Raw genomic sequence first — 17,948 nt, forward strand, 5'->3', positions numbered from 1 at the left:
TTTCTCATAATGCCGAAGCTTTGCTTCGGCATTTTTTTATCTGGGGAAGCGTTGTATCAGGTCAGGTCCGCTTTGGCGCCAGTTGTGAGACAGCAAACACCGCGGTAGCCGCCAGAACAACGGAAGGACCTGCAGGGGTATCCCAGTTCCAAGACATATACAGTCCAGAAAAAACGGCAAAGACGCCAATGACCGCCGCCACTAAGGCCATTTGTTCCGGTGAACGAGATACGCACCTTGCCGCTGCAGCCGGGATAATCAGTAGTGAGGTAATGATCAGAGCGCCGACAAACTTCATTCCCACCGCGATCACCATACCGACCAGCAACATCAGAACTAGGCGCATTAGGTCGACGTTGACCCCTTCAACAGCGGCTAACTCCTCATTGACGGTCGAATTGAGTAAAGGGTGCCAAACGAGGCCGAGGACGACGAGCACCAATATCACACCTGCGTAAATAAACCACAAATCACTTGGGCTGATAGCCAAAAGATCGCCAAAAAGATAGCTCATTAAGTCGATGCGCACGTCATCCAAGAAACTAACCGCTACTAGGCCAAACGATAACGCGCTGTGGGCGAGGATACCCAGCAGTGTATCGGTCGCTATCAAGCGTTGCTTTTGTAATACTACCAGCAAGGCTGCGAGCACGAGGCAGCAGAAGGTCAGGGCAAGATACAGATTGATGTCCAATAACAATCCTAGAGCAAGGCCCATCAGTGATGCGTGGGCGAGGGTATCGCCAAAATAGGCCATTCTTCGCCATACCACAAATGACCCTAATGGCCCAGCGATGAGCGCGACACCCAATCCAGCCAATAGTGAGGGAAGGAGAAAATCAATCATGATGATGTCCGTGTTGAGGGTTATGACACTCATTTGCATGACCGGCCACAGGATTGCCTGACAAGTCATGATGATGTTGATGGTGGTGGGTATACAGCGCTAGCCCTTCATTGCAGGTATGACCAAACAGTGCCAAGTACTCCGGGTGGCGTGAGATCACATCAGGCGCACCTGAGCAGCAGATATGGTGTTGCAAACAAACCACGTGATCGGTTTTCGCCATCACTAGGTGCAGGTCATGGGATACCATTAAGATGGCGCAGTTAAAGCGGTGACGAACGTTATCAATGAGCTCATACAAGTCGATCTGCCCCTGAACATCCACCCCCTGGGCAGGCTCATCAAGTACCAATACATCGGGCCGCTGTAACAGAGCACGGGCGAGCAGGACTCGTTGCGTTTCACCACCGGACAGTGTAGCCATCGTGTGTTGTTGAAGGTGCTCGGCACCAACGAGCTTGAGGGAGTCTTGGATTTCTTGCTGGCTGTGGCGATGAGCCAGCTTTAAAAATCGCTCGACTCGTAGTGGCAGGGTTTCATTCAAGGTGAGTTTTTGCGGCACGTAGCCATAGCGAAGCGATGCTGGGCTATCGATCGTTCCTGAATGGGGCTTGATGATGCCTAATAAGACCTTTACTAGTGTGGATTTTCCGGCACCGTTTGGCCCAATCAAGGTGGTGATTTTGCCTCGCTCAAGTGAGAGGGAAACACGGTCCAATATGCTTCGCTGCGCGAAGCTGACGCTGATGTCTTGTAAAGCCAGTATCGGGGTCATAGATGAAACTCATTTGCATCCAGTGAATGTTATAATGTAACATCAATTCAACGCTCAATACCAACTTCAGCCGTGAAAAGGTCAAAGATGATCAAACATATAACGTCAGTATGCTTGCTTTGCTGCTTGTTTTCTTTCCCAGCAAGAGCGGTAGAAATCCTCACCAGTATCAAGCCAATTCAAATGATCACGTTAGAGCTTACCCAGGGTGTGAGCCAGCCAAGGGTGCTAATGAATTCGAGTGCGTCTCCTCACGATTACGCCATGCGACCCTCCGATGCGAAAAAAATCCGTGACGCGGATGTGATCATCTGGTTTGGTCCAGAGCTTGAGACATTTATGAGTCGTATGGTCAAAAATGACCGTCGGGTAATTACGCTCAGTGAGTTGGAAGGCATCAAATTTCGAGAGTTTGCAGATTTGCAGGCCCATGATGGACATAATCATGGCTCCATCGATCCCCATTTTTGGCTCGGTATCAGTTTCACCGATCGTATTGCTGAGGCTATCGCTGAGCAACTTGCTCTACTAGACCCAGAGAACGAGCAGCAATATCTTGATAACTATCAGGTATTTTCTTCTCAACTCCAAGTGGTCAAACAGGAGTTAGTTGAGGCTCTATCCCCGGTCCGTGAACACGGCTATTTCGTCTTTCATGATGCTTATGGTTACTTTGAAGAGGAGTTTGGTCTTAATAAACTGGGGCATTTTACGGTCAGCCCTGAGAGAAAGCCCGGAGCAAAAACCTTGATCCAAATCCGCACCACGTTGGCGAAAGGAGAGGCAAAATGTGTGTTTGCTGAGCCACAATTTACCCCGGCTGTGATTCAATCTGTTACTCGCGGCACGGATGTGCCCGTTGGTATTCTTGACCCAGTTGCTTCGACTATAGAGGCAAAATCAGGAAGTTATATTGAGTATGCTCGCCAAATAGCCTCGAGCTTTACTGACTGTTTACTATAAACCACGTCGACTAAATTTGCAGTGTGTCGCAAATTTAGTCGCAACACTAATCCTTGCTACCTTATCCACAGTGATCCTGATATAACTTTTCTCTAGTATGCAGCACATTGTCTATGTGCATCGGAATACAGCCAGTAGTTGGGTGCGGATCATTTGCGAGAATATATTTTAATCGTGTTTATAACAGGCTTGCTTTGTGGGTTTTGCGCCACCGGGCTAGCCTCAGAACAGCCAGTTTTCTCTCTCCTCCCTAATCATTTACCTGTACAGGAAAGCAGTAGCCATAGACTATTTGAACGGCCAAACGGTGGGATTTGGACCTATGAGCATATTGAAAAAAGTCGTTTGCTTGTTAATCGACAGCTTGGCTCTCTAAGCCAAGGTTCCTCCGAGCCGCCTTGGTTGCACTTAAGCGATTCCAACGATGATTTTTGGAGTTTTGAAGATCGAAAAATTATACGTTTCAGCCCCTATCGTGAGGCACAAATTGAGATGACCTTGCCTCCAGGGCCTGCGATAACCTCGATGGGAGAGATCCAAGATTGGTTATGGTTTAGTGATAACAAGTATCTTTACTTTTATCAGCCCTCTAGTCAGCAACTGAGCTCCTTCTTGTTGGCAGATATAGTTAAGGTCGAGAGCGATGCTCACCTCAGTATCACAGATATTCATTGGGGCCAAATCACTTTGGATCAATTTCTTCGTCCGGATGCTAGCTTTAAAGATAAGCTTAAAGCCACGGGGATCCTCCCCAAGCACGATGATGTTGTACCCCAATCCATACTTATAGTGGTTGAAAGCTCTTGGCTGAATTCAAATTATCGATACATTTTACTCCTGGTTGGTATTCTGCTGGCAACGGCAACTATTGTCCTTTGGCGAAGGCTCAGTCGCATACACCACTTACAAAAAGGCAAAGTCGTTAGGAATACGCAAACAGCAGCTATCACTGAGAAATCAGCCGGATTTAAAGCCATTGATCGCCACCCTTCAGGTTTTAATGACGAGCAGCAGCAATGGTTAACTCAGGTCATGGGTATAATCGAGTCACAGTGCAATGATGCCAGTTTCACTACAGCAAAATTGGCCAAACAGCTATTTATCTCCGAGCGAAGTCTGCAGCGCAGGTTTAAACAGATGACGGGCAGTACAGTCACAGAGGCGGTCAATTTACTTCGCTTGGCCAAGGCGAGCAAACTACTGCTCGAAGGGGCTTCGGTATCTTATGTAGCCTATCAATGCGGATTCAATGATCACTCCTACTTTAGCCAAAAATTCAAACAGCAGTACGGCGTAACCCCCAGCCAGTTCGCACTGCAACGTCAATAAAAGCACCGTGGTACGGGAACAGGCATTGCCCCTAGAGTAGCGAGGAATTTCATGCGCGTGATAGCCGCGTTGTAAGAACTCCCAAACGCAATTACAGCCAGTACAAACCGTATCGTTAGAGTAAGGATAAACAACGATCACATCTCGCCTCTCGCAGCACCGCGATCTCGCTTCTCGACTCTTCGAACACAGAGAGAAAAAATAACGTGGCACGACCGGGGGACAATGCCACGGGTACCAAAGGTACCTTCGCATACTGCCATAGTGATGCCACTTAGGGCCCACCTCTGGTTCGACTTTCCACTATCGCGTTAGGCGTTTACGTGGATTAGTAGAATATAAGTCACTGAAAAAAATTATTTATTGGTAATGCGACAGGGACTATAACTTCAACGACAGTCTTAGAATGAGCGGGATGAAATTATATTTTTGAACCATTTTGGCCGCTAATGCACTAGCCTGTGCGCTCTGTTGGTGCACCAAATTCAACTAGCCTATCTTAATTGATGCAACATTTTGATACACATTGTGTAAAGAATGATCTCGATCAATTGTATCGGCTCTGCCACGAGTATGATGATTCAAATACGAATTCTTTTCATTATTACTAGGTGGTATAGGATGGACTTATTTCAACTGCAGCCAGGAAAAGAAGCCAAGGTCGTCGATATGGCACTGCTTTGCGGCGACATCCGTAGAAAATTGATGATCATGGGACTGCTCCCTGGCACACCCATTCGCATGATCCGTAAAGCACCTATGGGTGACCCAGTTCAGATCGAAGCTCGCGGCGTCTCCCTCGCGATTCGCAGCAGTGTTGCTGAGATGATCAAGGTTCAGGTGACGTCATGAATTATCAGATACTTACCGTAGGTAATCCTAATAGTGGCAAAACCACCCTATTCAACGCGCTGACTGGTGCCAAGCAGCAGGTGGGTAACTGGGCAGGCGTGACGGTAGAAAAGAAAACTGGCCGTTTGGAGCACCAAGGCCAACAGATTACGCTGATCGATTTGCCGGGTATCTATTCGCTCGATAGCGGCAATGATCACAATAGCCTTGATGAGCATATCGCCAGTTCAGCGATTCTCCACTCTAATGCCGACTTAATCATCAATGTCGTTGATGCAACTAGCTTGGAGCGAAGTTTGTATATGACGACGCAACTGCGTGAGTTGGGGCGACCAATGATTGTGGTGCTCAACAAACACGATGCGCTTGAGCGTGAGCGTCAGCGAATCGATATCCGTGCGCTTGAGGCCGAGCTAGGTTGCCCGGTTTTGTTACTATCGGCGACCAATAAACAAGACATCGCTCAGCTCAAACTAAGCCTGCTTGAGTATCTCGACCAAGGTGTCGCGGTCGAGCCGTTTAGCCTAGATTATGGTCAGCCCATGACGCGCGCGATTGAGGCCTTGACCAACTGTTTTAAATCGTCACACGTTGCAGCGCGAGCACTGGCGATCAGAGCCTTGACCAAGGATGACGTGTTGTTACGGGAGCTTTCTGACTCAGTTCATCAGTCGGTCAACCATCAACTCTCGCAGCTGGATGTTGATATCGATCTGCAGCTTGCCAACGTTCGCTATACCTTCTTGCATCAGCTGTGTAAAACCGTCCGCCGTAGAGAAGGGCATACTAGCCGCAAGGTCAGTGAGTCCATCGACCGAGTACTATTAAATCGCTGGCTCGGCATCCCACTGTTTTTCGCCATCATGTACCTAATGTTCATGTTTTCTATCAATGTGGGCAGCGCGTTTATCGACTTTTTTGATATTGGCGTCGGCGCACTATTAGTTGACGGGGGACACTACCTACTGGATGACCTATTACCTGTATGGCTGGTGACGATCCTTGCGGATGGCATTGGTGGCGGGGTACAAACCGTTGCGACCTTCATCCCTGTGATAGCGGCGTTGTATCTTTTCTTAGCCATGCTCGAGAGCTCAGGTTATATGGCACGTGCCGCGTTTGTGTTGGATAAGGTGATGCAAAAGGTCGGTTTACCCGGCAAAGCGTTTGTCCCATTGGTACTGGGTTTTGGCTGTAATGTCCCATCGATTATGGCGACTCGAACCCTAGATCAAGAGCGTGAGCGTAAGCTGGCTGCAGCGATGGCCCCTTTTATGTCTTGTGGTGCAAGGCTGCCCGTATATGCGTTATTCGCTGCGGCGTTTTTCCCAAACTCTGGGCAAAACGTGGTGTTTGGTCTGTACGTCATTGGCATCCTAGCGGCGGTACTCACCGGGTTGGTATTGAAGCATACTCTCTATCCTGGCAGCAGTGATAGCTTTGTTATGGAGATGCCAGACTATGAGTTGCCGAGCGCTCAGAATGTATTGATTAAGACCTGGCTGAAGCTTAAACGCTTCGTGCTGGGGGCAGGAAAAACTATCGTGGTGGTAGTCACCATCCTAAGCTTCTTCAATTCGCTGGGTACTGATGGCACCTTTGGTAATGAGGACAGCGAAAAATCAGTATTGTCGCAAGTCGCTCAGGTGGTCACTCCGGTCTTTAGCCCTATGGGAATAGAGCAAGAAAACTGGCCTGCGACGGTCGGGATCATCACGGGTATCTTTGCCAAAGAAGCGGTCGTTGGTACGTTGAATAACCTCTACACTTCGGAAGAGGGTGACGAGGAGGAGTATGATCTTTTGGCTAGCCTAGAAGAAGCGGTGATGTCCATTCCACAAAACCTCGCGGATCTTAGCTTTAGTGATCCATTGGGGGTTGAGGTTGGTGATCTGAGTGATTTGACCATATTCGCTGAGGAACAAGAAGTAGATCGTTCTATTTTTTCTAATATAAATCAACAGTTTGCATCTGTTCATGCAGCATTTGCTTACTTGGTATTTATCTTGTTGTACACCCCGTGTATCGCCGCAATGGGGGCCTATGTGAGAGAGTTTGGTCAGACATTCGCTCGCTATATTGCGATTTACACCATGGGGCTTGCGTATGGGGCCGCGACTTTCTATCACCAGTTGATGCACTTTAGCCAGCACCCGATGACAAGTGCCGTTTGGCTGTTTGCGATTGTTGCGGTGGGCGGTGCAAGCGTGTTAGTTCTCAAGCGTGTTGCCGCTAAACAAGCTGACGCAAGGGCGCAGGTGCAACTGGTATGATATTGACGCAGCTGCTGGATTATCTTGCCGAGTTTGGGCCCAGTACTCAGTCACACTTAGCAGGTCACTTTGCCCTGAGCGAGGATGGTGTTGATGCCATGATGGCAGTTTGGATCAATAAAGGCCGTGTCACGCGCACGATTAATCAATCCACCTCTGGGCAAGCGGCGCAGGTTAAGTACAGCCTGGTTAAGCCAGGCAGTTTAAGTGTGACAGTGACCATTTAAACGGCAGCATCGAATGCTGCGTTCAACCCAATGGTCAATGATCTTGTCTGGCAATCGCTACGAGCTGGGCAAGATCAAAGGTGCACCAGGCTTGCCATTGGGCTAGGCTTTTTTAAACAGTGAACTTAGTGACAGCACGTTTTGTATCCTAGTCAGCATCGCTTGCTGATCCTGTTCAGAGCGAAACTTGCCCGGTGTGTTGCCCCATACAGGGCCAGGCCAAGCAACATCGTCTTTGAAGCGAGCGATATGATGAAAATGCAACTGAGGCACCATGTTGCCAAGTGCGCCTAGATTGAGCTTATCTGGACGAAAGGTGGCCTCAAGCGCTTGGCTCACCGCTTGTGATTCAAGCAGAAATTGTTGTTGCTCTTTCATTGGCAGGTGGTGAAGCTCTTTAAGGTGATTGCGTCTCGGCACTAAGATAACCCAAGGCACTGCGTTGTCACGGTGGAGTAGGGCAACACACAAGGGAAAGTGGCCGATAACACTGGTATCCGCACTGAGCTGTGGATGCAATTCAAAACTCATGGTATTCATTCCATCTTCTCTCCATGGTTCTTGGCTATATAAAACAAAAGGTTGACGCTCTCGCGTCAACCTTTTTACGTTCTTATTGCTTCAAGCTTCTTGCCTAAAGCTCATTACATCAAGAAGCGACGCTTACATGCGCTCAAGTGTATCGATACCGAGCAGCGCCAAGCCTTGCTTAATAGTTTTCGCCGTCAGTGCAGCCAGTTTTAGGCGGCTCTGCTTAACCGATTCGTCTTCAGCGGTCAGGATTGGGCAAGCCTCGTAGAAGCTTGAGAACTGACCTGCAAGCTCGAACAGGTAGCTACACATGATGTGTGGCTGACCTTCGCGAGCCACCGCTTGTACGGCTTCTTCAAACTGAAGCAACTTGGCGATTAGGGCTTTTTCTTTCTCGTCGGTAACCTTGATCTCACCCTCTAGCGAGTCCATGGCTACGCCAGCTTTGGCAAACACAGAAGCAACACGCGTGTAGGCATACTGCATGTATGGCGCGGTGTTGCCCTCAAAGGCCAGCATGTTATCCCAATCGAACACGTAGTCGGTGGTGCGGTGCTTAGAAAGATCTGCGTACTTGACCGCAGCCATCGCTACTGTGTTAGCAATCTTGGTTTTCTCGTCCGCATCCAACTCTGGATTTTTCGATTCAATTAGTTTTGCTGCACGCTCTTCGGCTTCATCAAGCAGGTCTGCCAGACGGACAGTACCACCAGCACGAGTCTTGAATGGTTTGCCATCTTTGCCCAGCATCATACCAAACGCATGGTGCTCAAGAGAGACATGCTCTGGCAAGTAACCCGCTTTACGTACGATAGTCCAAGCCTGCATAAGGTGTTGGTGCTGACGCGAGTCGATGAAGTACAGCACGCGGTCTGCGCCAAACTCTTCATAGCGGTACTTGGCACAAGCGATATCTGTGGTGGTGTAGAGGAAGCCACCATCACGTTTTTGGATGATAACACCCATAGGGTCACCATCTTTGTTTTTGTATTCGTCTAGGAACACCACTTGCGCGCCGTCATCTTCAACCGCTAGGCCCTGCGCTTTTAGGTCAGCCACGATGCCAGGCAGCATGTGGTTGTACTGACTCTCACCCATGACATCATCACGAGACAGTGACACGTTCAGGCGGTCGTAGTTGCGTTGGTTCTGGATCATAGTGATGTCGACTAGCTTCTTCCACATCTCGCCGCAGAACTCATCGCCACCTTGCAGTTTCACCACGTAGTTACGTGCCTTAACTGCGAACTCTTCGTCTTCATCGTAGAGTTTTTTCGATTCACGGTAGAAAGCCTCAAGATCCGACAGCTCCATAGAGACCTCACCAGACTCTTGCTGTACACGCTCAAGGTTAGCGATCAACATGCCAAACTGGGTGCCCCAGTCACCGATATGGTTCGCACGGATCACATCATGCCCGAGGAACTCAAGTGTACGCACAACCGCATCACCAATGATGGTTGAGCGCAGGTGACCTACGTGCATCTCTTTGGCTACGTTTGGTGCAGAGTAGTCGGCAACGATGGTTTGTGGGAATTCGGCGGCCACACCTAAGCGAGCGTCAGCCAGCGCCACATCAGCCTGCTGAGCCAAAAACGCTTCATCTAGGAAGATATTGATAAAGCCAGGGCCAGCAATCTCAACTTTGCTCGCGATACCATCTAGGTCTAGAACATCGAGCACTTTCTGAGCAAATTCTCGTGGATTGGTGCCAAGTTTCTTCGCAACACCCATCACACCGTTAGCTTGGTAGTCACCAAATTGTGGCTTTGCAGATTGGCGGACAGCAGCAGGGCTGCCTGCAGGTGCGCCAGCGGCTTCGAGAGCCTGAGATACTTTGTCATTAATAAGTGCTTGGATATTCACACGCGTTTCCTTCATTTCAAGGACGAAAGCCCAGTATAAGCAGACTGAGATTTGTAGTAGTTCACAAAAATGGCGCTAATGATAACAACTTTATTGGTTGTCATACAGAGAGGATTTAGGGAAATTTTTCGTTAGAAGCGCTATAGTGCCAAGCATTGCGTCGAATTAGAGAAAAAATATGACCTCACTGGATACCTTACGCCTTGCACCTCAGCAAATGTTAGAAGATTTGCCTCACTTTATGCAAAAAATTACCCAGCTCGCGGACTTGCTGGATATAGACCTTAGTCCCTATCAGGCGGATCATATTGCAATGAGGATCAATGATACTGATATTGCCGAGCAAGCGAGGCTAGCTTGGCAGGCGTATGGGGAGGAAATCTCCTCTGCGGAGATCAATCAACGGCCAATCATCGTCAGTCGTTTCCACCAACCCCTTATTGTTGATGCTTGGCAGATAGAGTGCCTTGAGTTGCCTTTTCCCGCTGAGGGTAAGCTATATCCACAGCAAGGATGGGAGCACGTAGAGTTTGTTATTCCATCGGATGCTCAGACGATGGAGGATTTCGTCAGCGATCTAGAGCGTATTGAGGGCTTGAGTGATCTGCAGCGCAAGGCCGAGCAGCTCGGTGCTACGCTCAAGTTATCCAGCCCCAAAGGGGAGGGTGAGCGCCTCGCTAACCCTACCTTGGCGATAAAATATCAAGGTGTGTGCATCAAGCTGCATCCGCACAGTCTGCGTTTGATTGTCGCCTCTGAACAAGATTAGCCCAGCTCGCAGTCTTTGGGTTTAAGCTGAAATTCGTCGATAGAGCCGATTTGGTGACCAAGCACCAAGGGCTCACTGTCTTGATGAGCGGCCCCGGTGCAGTGCATAACTAAGCGGTTAGATGCACGGGGTTTGAGCTCGTTGACGACAAAACGAATCATATCGGCACGCGTGAGCGATTTCAGCTCATTGAGCACCTGCTCCTTCTGATCAAAATCATGGTCTTTGTTGCCAATCGCGACCCAGAGACGCTGCCCTCGGCTGCGCATGGTTTGATCTGGCGTTGCGATCTGATTCCATAAACCGCGTTTACTGCTGTGCCATTGGTATTCATTTAACTCAATCAGCAGCAGATAGAAAGCATTGAGGAACTCGTCTATCGAGTGCATCAGGGCACTCGGGCCCTCTTTTGGCGACTGGACGTAAAGGACAATCCCAGGGTGTCGATTAAGCGGCATATTACCGGTGCCTACCATGTAGCCAAGTTGCTGCTTGGTACGGATCTCATTAAAGAATGCGGCTGACATCAGGTGGTTGGCAAGTGAGTACAAGGCGATTGAGCGGGTGTCGTTACTTGGACATTGGTAGTACACCACCACCGCAGAGTCGTCTTGACCACACTGGTGTTCACGCTGATAAGTCCCTTCGCTACCAAGCATGATCAGCGGGCGCAGGGATTCCTTGTAGGTTTGATTCTTGACTCGCAAGGCATCTTTGATCGTCTCACCCAGAGCCAGAGCCTCAGAGCGGGTCCAGTCGCCGTAGACAAACATCTCAACATGCAAAGTGGCAAGTAGCTGTTCGACAAACGGCGGCAGTTGATCAAGCTCTATCGATTCGAGCGCCGCAGCGAGTACAGAAGCAGGCGGGTTATTGGGTTGCAATAAGCCAGTCATGGTATTGAACAATTGGGATATTGGACGGTCTTTGGCCGCATTATTCCAACTGCGGGCCAGCAAAGTCTTAATAGTTTGAAAGCGCGCTGGGTTGAAACTACGCTCGGTAAATTTACGCAGGATCATTTTGAGCAGCTCCGGCTGCTTTTGTGAAAAACCTGACACAGTGAGGGTCACGCCACCCTGATGGGTATAGAGGTTGTAGCCCATTCCAGCAATCTCGGCTTGGTAGGTGTCCTCGGAGAGGGAGTCTAGGAGCATTTCGACGCACAAACGCGTTTTTACAATATTGCTGGGTGATGAAACCGCATGTGGACTGTCGATGGCAATATAGCTCATGCCTTTTGGCACGCGATAGTGATCATCTTGCAGGTGCCACAAGGCGAATCCTTCAGCTTCTTCGATGATCTTGGGCACCTCCTCATGTGCCTCGACTGCTTTAGGCTCTAGGTCGTAGCAGATAAACGGGTTTTGCTGAGGCAAACCGCAAACGAACCTTGGGTCATCGGTGGCATAAAGCTCGTGCTCGGCAGCGGAAATAGAGCGACTGGCATAGGGGGTAAAATACCACTGCGCTTCTTGGTCGAACTCAAGCCCTTTTGCAACCAATGATATTCTTGCATTGTTGGTGGTAAAAAAGCTCAGAGCTTGTTTGATGGCCACTGAATCATAGTTGAGCATCATGTAATCACCGTAGACATAATCGTCGCTGTGATAGTGCTGCATATTGACCACCAGGTGGCTGGCTTTGTCTAGCGTGCGAGTTGGTTCTTGAAAGCGAAAAGCCGCCTCAAGCACTGCACGCTTCTCGTCGTAGCGCCAAGCATCCAGTCCCTCATTCTCAATTAAGCGAATGTACTGCATGATGGCCTGGACAATTTCATCGACATGCTCCAATCCGAGCTCAGTGAGGGAGCAACCAATCGTAAACTCGCGGTAATTGCTGCCACTGACGCCGCCGCCAGCAGACAGACTGACGATCCAACCGAGCTGCTTGAGCTTGATCATCAAGCTTTCCGGTCCTTCATAGCCAATCATATGCGCAATGTACGACAGCGGCTTGGTTTGATAATAGCTGTCCATGGCCGGTAGGACGAAAGAGATGGATAATTTGCGCATCTCTTTGATGGGCTCGATATTCACCCTCAAACCTATGGTCTCATCAGTGACAAAAGGTGGCTTCACTTGTTTGTCTGCCTTGGCGATATTAGAGATGGGACTGAAATAGGTCTTCGCCAACCCGGTCAGTAGTTCAAGGCTCAATGGGCTGATAAGCACCAGAGTCATGAGATCGGCGGAGTACTCCTGCTGGTGAAATTGCATCACGACGTCACGGATGGATTGGCTATCTCGATCCTCGAGGGTATCAATACTGCCGACGGAGAACTGGCTGAAGGGGTGTTCTTGGTTAATCAGCTCTTTGTGCACCTGATAAATGCGACGGCTATCGTCACTGATTTTCATCTTATATTCTGAGTCAACCGCGTGGCGCTCTTTGTCGGCTGCGTTTGGATTAAACAGCGGGGCGACAAAAAACTGACTAAAGCGTTCTAGGCCTGGCTCAAAGTGCTCGTTGCTGATATCAAAAAAATAGCAGGTGTGCTCGGTACCCGTCCAAGCATTGTTGCTGCCGCCATGCTGACTGATAAAGCGTTGAAAGTCGCCCACTACAGGGAACCGCTCTGTACCCAAAAACAACATGTGCTCGAGATAATGCGCCAACCCTTGTCTGTCTTGGGGGTCGTCAAAGTGCCCGACGTTAACCGCTAGTGCCGCAGCCGACTTTTGCGCATTCTCATCGCTGATTACAAGAACCCTGAGTTGATTATCTAGGGTCAGAGCTTGGTAGTGGCTGTTATCGTTTGGGCTAATGTGCACGGGAGGGCTCCGGTGGTTGTCTGGTGATTGAAGTGGTACTCCCATTACGACCTAAAATGGACAGTCTCGCGTTGCCTACTAGTATGGCGGCAAAGTTGTGCTAGGTAAAATTGTTAATAAAAAAACTTGTTACAGAGTGGTAGTTTAAGCAAATATACTAGACGCTTAAAGTCGCTTGGGTTTCACTTGTTAATGATTGATTGGCGGCAACCAAGGTATGATTAAAACGTGTAGCGTGATCCGTGCGACAATCACTGTTTGAGTCAATGACACTTGTATGTCGTACCAATAAATAACACAATACAGACAGGATCGTGACAGCACTGGATTGGGTATATCCAGGCCCATCGCAATATTAGGTTAGAATAATGAAAGTAATTATTATGCGTCACGGCGAAGCCGAGATGTTCGCCGCCACAGACGCCGAGCGACAATTGACTGCCAAAGGTATCGACAAAAGTTTGGCGGCCGCTGACCAGTTGCTGACCTTCGCTGGCCAAGAGGTCGATAAGGTACTGGTTAGCCCCTACGTGCGTGCTCAACAAACCTGGGACACTATCAAGGAAAAATTTGATGTCGGAAGCGTAGAAACATTTGACGATATTACCCCTTATGGTGACGCCGATGATGTACTCGAATATGTATGCGCAGTCGCAGAGCTTGAGAGTTTGCAGAGTGTTCTGCTGGTCTCTCATCTTCCTCTCGTCAGTTACATGACCTCTGCATTTGCTTCAGGCTCAACTCCTCCGATGTTTTTCACCTCCGGTATCGCTGTGGTTGATTTTGACCCAGCGGCACGCCGCGGGGAATTAACCCATCAAATCTGATCTCTGGTACTTGACCATGGCCTGAGTGTGTCGAAATTTTGACGTTTATCTGGAATGCTTTTTGCATCTCCATTGCTTTAGTGCAGTTTATTTGCCATCGATTCCACGCCCACTACCTTGAACCAACGTCAGCTTGAACTAACGTCAGTATGAAACTCTCTCTCCCATTTGCCGACAAATTACCGCCTTTACCTCGTCAAGCGATCCCTGCGATAGGGGCGCCGGTTATGGTACTTGCTACTCTGGCGATGGTGGTGCTGCCGATGCCAGCGCTGCTGCTCGACTTAGCGTTTACCTTCAATATTGCCCTAGCAATGGTGGTGCTGTTGGTCACTGTCTACACTCGCAGGCCGTTGGATTTTGCTGCTTTCCCAACTGTGCTGTTGATCGCCACTTTGCTCCGGTTGGCGTTAAACGTGGCGTCTACCCGAGTAGTACTGCTACGCGGTCATGAGGGGCCAGGCGCAGCGGGTAATGTGATTGAGGCGTTCGGTAACGTGGTGATTGGCGGCAACTATGCCGTGGGTTTAGTGGTGTTTTTGATCTTAATGATCATCAATTTCATGGTCGTTACCAAGGGTGCTGGACGTATCTCAGAGGTGAGTGCTCGCTTTACACTTGATGCTTTGCCGGGTAAACAGATGGCGATTGATGCGGACCTCAACGCCGGTCTTATCGACCAAGAACAAGCCAGAACTCGGCGCATGGAAGTGACCAAAGAGGCAGACTTTTATGGTTCGATGGATGGTGCGTCAAAGTTTGTTAAAGGTGATGCCATTGCCGGTATTCTGATCTTAATACTCAACATTGTTGGTGGCTTGGTGATCGGTATGATTCAGTATGACCTAGCCTTTGGCCAAGCGATTGAGATCTATACTTTGCTTACCATCGGTGATGGTCTGGTTGCCCAAATCCCATCTCTGCTGCTCTCGATTGGCGCTGCCATTATGGTGACACGACAAAATACTGACGAAGACATGGGTGAGCAACTGGCATTTCAGATGTTCGATAATCCCAAGGCTTTGGCCATCACTGCTGGCATCCTTGGCGTGATGGGGATTGTGCCCGGTATGCCACATTTTGCTTTTTTGTTGCTCGCGACAATGGCAGGTGGCTGGGCATACTGGATCAACAAAAAGCACCAACGCCGCAAGGATGAGCCCAACCTTCCCGCCACCACGGACGCAGAGTCAACCATGCCGAAAGATCTGTCATGGGATGATGTGCAACCAGTGGATATCATTGGACTAGAGGTTGGTTATCGATTAATCCCACTGGTGGATCGCGATCAAGGCGGTGAGTTGCTTGAGCGGGTTAAAGGCGTGCGTAAGAAGCTGTCGCAAGACTTTGGCTTTCTCATCCCAGCAGTCCACATACGTGACAATCTTGAGCTGACGCCTAATAGCTACCGGATCACTCTGATGGGGGTTGCTGTGGGTGAGGCCGAAATTCGTCCTGATCAAGAGCTGGCGATCAACCCCGGACAAGTCTACGGTATGATCGATGGTGAGCCCACAATTGACCCTGCTTTCGGCCTTGAGGCGGTGTGGATCCGCGGTGAACAACAAGAGCACGCACAAGCTTTAGGCTACACCGTGGTCGACTCCTCAACAGTATTGGCGACACACCTCAGCCAGCTGTTGGTCAACAATGCTTCTCAGCTTATTGGTCATGAAGAGGTACAAAACCTGCTTGAGATGCTTGGCCGCAGTGCTCCCAAGCTGGTGGAGAACTTCGTCCCAGATCAATTGCAGTTGGGTGTAGTGGTTAAAGTTCTGCAGAACCTACTTAACGAGGCGATCCCAATTCGCGATATCCGCACAATCGTTCAAACGCTCTCTGAGTACTCGGTCAAGAGTCAAGAACCTGACATTCTCACCGCTGCAGTGCGCATCGCACTCAAACGCCTGATTGTTCAAGAAATCAATGGTATAGAGCCTGAGCTACCGGTAATTACTTTGATTCCAGAGTTGGAACAAATATTGCATCAAACGATGCAGGCATCCGGTGGTGAATCGGCAGGCATCGAACCGGGCCTCGCGGAGCGTTTGCAGTCGTCTTTGAGCCAGGCAACCCAAGAGCAAGAGTTAAAAGGTGAGCCTGCTGTGCTACTGACCTCGGGTGTGTTGCGCGGTACCTTGGCAAAATTTGTTAAAAATACTATTCCAACGTTGCGTGTGCTCTCATACCAGGAGATCCCAGATGAGAAGCAAATCCGCATTGTTCAGGCGGTGGGAAACTAGACCCTATTTGATTTGAGTGGTATTGACCGCTCATTGTAACTTTAAACTTACGGGTATTCCTTCCACTCAGGATTTGGATGACACCCGGTTAGACGGAAAACCATCGTGAAAATCAAACGATTTTTCGCTAAGGACATGAGAACAGCACTCCTGCAAGTAAAAGAAGAGCTTGGGGATGATGCAGTCATCATGTCAAATAAGCGAGTGGCTGGTGGTGTGGAGATTGTTGCTGCCATCGACGCAGAACCGGCTGATCGCAGCCCGGCTGGTCGCAGCCCAGCTAGCCTTAGTGCGGCTAATCGAGCCCCTGCCAGTAGAGGCCTAGGCAAGCTTGCGGCACGTAACGCACAATTAAGCCCGCCAACCCGTACGACAGAGCGTCAACTCGATGAGGATCGCGTGAGTCTGCAAGGTGGTGAGAAGTCCAGTTCATCAATGACTCAACGCTTTGCCAATATGCTCAGACACTACAAGTCTGCTGAGGGTGATGCTGAGCTGCCACCTGCGGAGAACGAGGATTCTCTCTCTGCACTGCTTAAGCGCCAATCCGACAGTCAGGCCCACAACGACAGTCAGACTCATGCGCCAAGTCTAGGTCGAGCACCCATCTCACGTTTTAAAGATCAAGCACCCAGTGAGCCAGCGCCTAATTTGTCCAATATGTTAGGCGACAATCGACCAGCCTCTCGTAAACCTATGCTCGACCCAAGTCGATATGAACGTGGCCGCGTTGATGAGTCGGTATCGGCAGAGGAACTCGAAAATATGCGCGAAGAGATGGCGTCGATCCGCCGTCTGCTTGAGCACCAGGTTTCGGGACTGATGTGGCAAGAAGTTGAGCGCCGAGAGCCGCTGAGAGCAATGCTGATCAAGCGCTTAACACGCATGGGGCTTTCGGAAGAGCTAGCGGACCAGCTTGCTTGTTACATACCCGAAGATACACCACCACCCAAAGCATGGAAGGCATTACTCGGGTTGGTTGCTGATCAGATCCCGGCTGCCAAGAGCGATATTTTGCGCAAAGGTGGGGTTGTAGCATTGCTCGGACCAACCGGTGTGGGTAAGACTACTACGATTGCCAAACTCGCTGCGCGTGCTGCGATGGAATATGGCGCGGACAACGTTGCGTTGGTGACCACAGACACCTATCGAATAGGCGCTCATGAGCAGTTGGCGATCTATGGTCGCATCATGGGTTGCCCTGTGAGAGTCGCTAAAGATTCAAATGAATTGGCCGATGTTATATATCAGCTGAGAAATCGTCGTTTAATACTAGTTGATACTGCAGGTATGGGGCAGCGTGATGTGCGCTTGTCTGAGCAACTTGATACCTTGATGCAAGAGAGCGGTGAGGTGATCCACAGCTATTTGGTGCTACCTGCAACAGCGCAGCGCAAGGTTTTACAAGAGACGATTGACCACTTTAAACGAATCCCATTGTCCGGTTGCATTCTGACCAAACTGGATGAGTCATTGAGCCTGGGTGAGTTCATTGGCGTGGTGATAGAAAACGCGTTGCCGGTGGCGTATATCGCCAACGGGCAGCGGGTGCCCGAGGATATCGTGTTGGCTCAACCAAAATATTTGGTGGCCAAGGCTAATGAGCTACTGGAGAAGTCACGAGAAAATGAACCTCACTATTGGAATAGTGACGTGGAGGCACCTTAAGGGG

14 protein-coding genes are annotated in these 17,948 nt (G+C 49.6%); 9 read left to right on the plus strand and 5 right to left on the minus strand.

All coding sequences use genetic code 11. From position 1 onward, the window contains the following. Window positions 1-61: 61 nt before the first annotated feature. Together znuB and znuC are read right to left on the minus strand one after the other, a co-directional pair. Window positions 62-847 carry a zinc ABC transporter permease subunit ZnuB gene (gene znuB, locus ACZ5R2_RS07005; RefSeq protein ID WP_464902327.1) on the minus strand — a complete coding sequence of 262 codons (786 nt, stop codon included), beginning with the start codon at window positions 845-847 and terminating at the stop codon, window positions 62-64. Beyond that, entirely contained in the window at window positions 840-1,622 is a 783-nt protein-coding gene (gene znuC, locus ACZ5R2_RS07010) for a zinc ABC transporter ATP-binding protein ZnuC (RefSeq protein WP_464901588.1), read from the minus strand. Before znuC ends, znuB begins: the two co-directional genes overlap by 8 nt. 87 nt (window positions 1,623-1,709) lie before the next feature. On the opposite strand from znuC, the gene ACZ5R2_RS07015 reads away from it, so the two are divergent. The 5 genes from ACZ5R2_RS07015 (at window position 1,710) to ACZ5R2_RS07035 (ending at window position 7,266) form a co-directional block, all read left to right on the plus strand. Next, window positions 1,710-2,585, plus strand: a complete 876-nt coding sequence (locus ACZ5R2_RS07015) for a zinc ABC transporter substrate-binding protein (protein ID WP_464901589.1) — start codon at window positions 1,710-1,712, stop codon at window positions 2,583-2,585. Between the two features lie 492 nt (window positions 2,586-3,077). Then, window positions 3,078-3,914: a helix-turn-helix transcriptional regulator gene (locus ACZ5R2_RS07020; RefSeq protein WP_464901590.1), complete on the plus strand. Its 837-nt coding sequence runs from the start codon at window positions 3,078-3,080 to the stop codon at window positions 3,912-3,914. A gap of 621 nt (window positions 3,915-4,535) precedes the next feature. Further along, the gene (locus tag ACZ5R2_RS07025) at window positions 4,536-4,766 is read left to right on the plus strand and encodes a FeoA family protein (RefSeq protein ID WP_464901591.1); all 231 of its coding nucleotides are present in this window, start codon (window positions 4,536-4,538) and stop codon (window positions 4,764-4,766) included. Next, entirely contained in the window at window positions 4,763-7,039 is a 2,277-nt protein-coding gene (gene feoB / locus ACZ5R2_RS07030) for a Fe(2+) transporter permease subunit FeoB (protein ID WP_464901592.1), read from the plus strand. The genes ACZ5R2_RS07025 and feoB overlap by 4 nt, the downstream gene beginning before the upstream one ends. After that, window positions 7,036-7,266, plus strand: a complete 231-nt coding sequence (locus ACZ5R2_RS07035; RefSeq protein ID WP_464901593.1) for a FeoC-like transcriptional regulator — start codon at window positions 7,036-7,038, stop codon at window positions 7,264-7,266. Before feoB ends, ACZ5R2_RS07035 begins: the two co-directional genes overlap by 4 nt. 102 nt (window positions 7,267-7,368) lie before the next feature. On the opposite strand, the gene ACZ5R2_RS07040 is transcribed toward ACZ5R2_RS07035, so the two are convergent. Together ACZ5R2_RS07040 and argS are read right to left on the minus strand one after the other, a co-directional pair. Continuing rightward, window positions 7,369-7,797 carry an HIT family protein gene (locus ACZ5R2_RS07040; protein WP_464902328.1) on the minus strand — a complete coding sequence of 143 codons (429 nt, stop codon included), beginning with the start codon at window positions 7,795-7,797 and terminating at the stop codon, window positions 7,369-7,371. A gap of 132 nt (window positions 7,798-7,929) precedes the next feature. Beyond that, on the minus strand, window positions 7,930-9,663 hold the full coding sequence (argS, locus tag ACZ5R2_RS07045; protein ID WP_464901594.1) for an arginine--tRNA ligase: 1,734 nt from the start codon (window positions 9,661-9,663) through the stop codon (window positions 7,930-7,932). A 178-nt stretch (window positions 9,664-9,841) separates the two neighbouring features. Here argS and ACZ5R2_RS07050 point away from each other — a divergent pair, with 178 nt between their 5' ends. Continuing rightward, on the plus strand, window positions 9,842-10,432 hold the full coding sequence (locus ACZ5R2_RS07050) for a VOC family protein (protein WP_464901595.1): 591 nt from the start codon (window positions 9,842-9,844) through the stop codon (window positions 10,430-10,432). Here ACZ5R2_RS07050 and ACZ5R2_RS07055 read toward each other — a convergent pair. Then, complete coding sequence (locus ACZ5R2_RS07055) at window positions 10,429-13,206, minus strand: insulinase family protein (RefSeq protein ID WP_464901596.1); 2,778 nt, start codon at window positions 13,204-13,206, stop codon at window positions 10,429-10,431. The two genes, ACZ5R2_RS07050 and ACZ5R2_RS07055, sit on opposite strands and share 4 nt — an antisense overlap. A 368-nt stretch (window positions 13,207-13,574) precedes the next feature. Between ACZ5R2_RS07055 and sixA the strand changes: the two genes are divergently transcribed. The 3 genes from sixA to flhF all read left to right on the plus strand — a co-directional run bounded on the left by sixA (window position 13,575) and on the right by flhF (window position 17,944). After that, a complete protein-coding gene (sixA, locus tag ACZ5R2_RS07060; RefSeq protein ID WP_464901597.1) occupies window positions 13,575-14,033 on the plus strand; it encodes a phosphohistidine phosphatase SixA in 459 nt (152 codons plus the stop codon). A gap of 149 nt (window positions 14,034-14,182) precedes the next feature. Continuing rightward, window positions 14,183-16,276 carry a flagellar biosynthesis protein FlhA gene (flhA, locus tag ACZ5R2_RS07065; RefSeq protein ID WP_464901598.1) on the plus strand — a complete coding sequence of 698 codons (2,094 nt, stop codon included), beginning with the start codon at window positions 14,183-14,185 and terminating at the stop codon, window positions 16,274-16,276. A 105-nt stretch (window positions 16,277-16,381) separates the two neighbouring features. Further along, window positions 16,382-17,944, plus strand: a complete 1,563-nt coding sequence (gene flhF, locus ACZ5R2_RS07070) for a flagellar biosynthesis protein FlhF (RefSeq protein WP_464901599.1) — start codon at window positions 16,382-16,384, stop codon at window positions 17,942-17,944. Window positions 17,945-17,948 lie beyond the last annotated feature (4 nt).

It is taken from the genome of Vibrio sabulosilitoris, from assembly GCF_055391395.1.

Bases quoted from the DNA above. Each gene is read 5' to 3' on its own strand.
- znuB (WP_464902327.1), bottom strand. From the start codon at position 847: ATGATTGATTTTCTCCTTCCCTCACTATTGGCTGGATTGGGTGTCGCG.
- znuC (WP_464901588.1), bottom strand. From the start codon at position 1,622: ATGACCCCGATACTGGCTTTACAAGACATCAGCGTCAGCTTCGCGCAG.
- ACZ5R2_RS07015 (WP_464901589.1), top strand. From the start codon at position 1,710: ATGATCAAACATATAACGTCAGTATGCTTGCTTTGCTGCTTGTTTTCT.
- ACZ5R2_RS07020 (WP_464901590.1), top strand. From the start codon at position 3,078: ATGACCTTGCCTCCAGGGCCTGCGATAACCTCGATGGGAGAGATCCAA.
- ACZ5R2_RS07025 (WP_464901591.1), top strand. From the start codon at position 4,536: ATGGACTTATTTCAACTGCAGCCAGGAAAAGAAGCCAAGGTCGTCGAT.
- feoB (WP_464901592.1), top strand. From the start codon at position 4,763: ATGAATTATCAGATACTTACCGTAGGTAATCCTAATAGTGGCAAAACC.
- ACZ5R2_RS07035 (WP_464901593.1), top strand. From the start codon at position 7,036: ATGATATTGACGCAGCTGCTGGATTATCTTGCCGAGTTTGGGCCCAGT.
- ACZ5R2_RS07040 (WP_464902328.1), bottom strand. From the start codon at position 7,797: ATGAGTTTTGAATTGCATCCACAGCTCAGTGCGGATACCAGTGTTATC.
- ACZ5R2_RS07050 (WP_464901595.1), top strand. From the start codon at position 9,842: ATGACCTCACTGGATACCTTACGCCTTGCACCTCAGCAAATGTTAGAA.
- sixA (WP_464901597.1), top strand. From the start codon at position 13,575: ATGAAAGTAATTATTATGCGTCACGGCGAAGCCGAGATGTTCGCCGCC.
- flhA (WP_464901598.1), top strand. From the start codon at position 14,183: ATGAAACTCTCTCTCCCATTTGCCGACAAATTACCGCCTTTACCTCGT.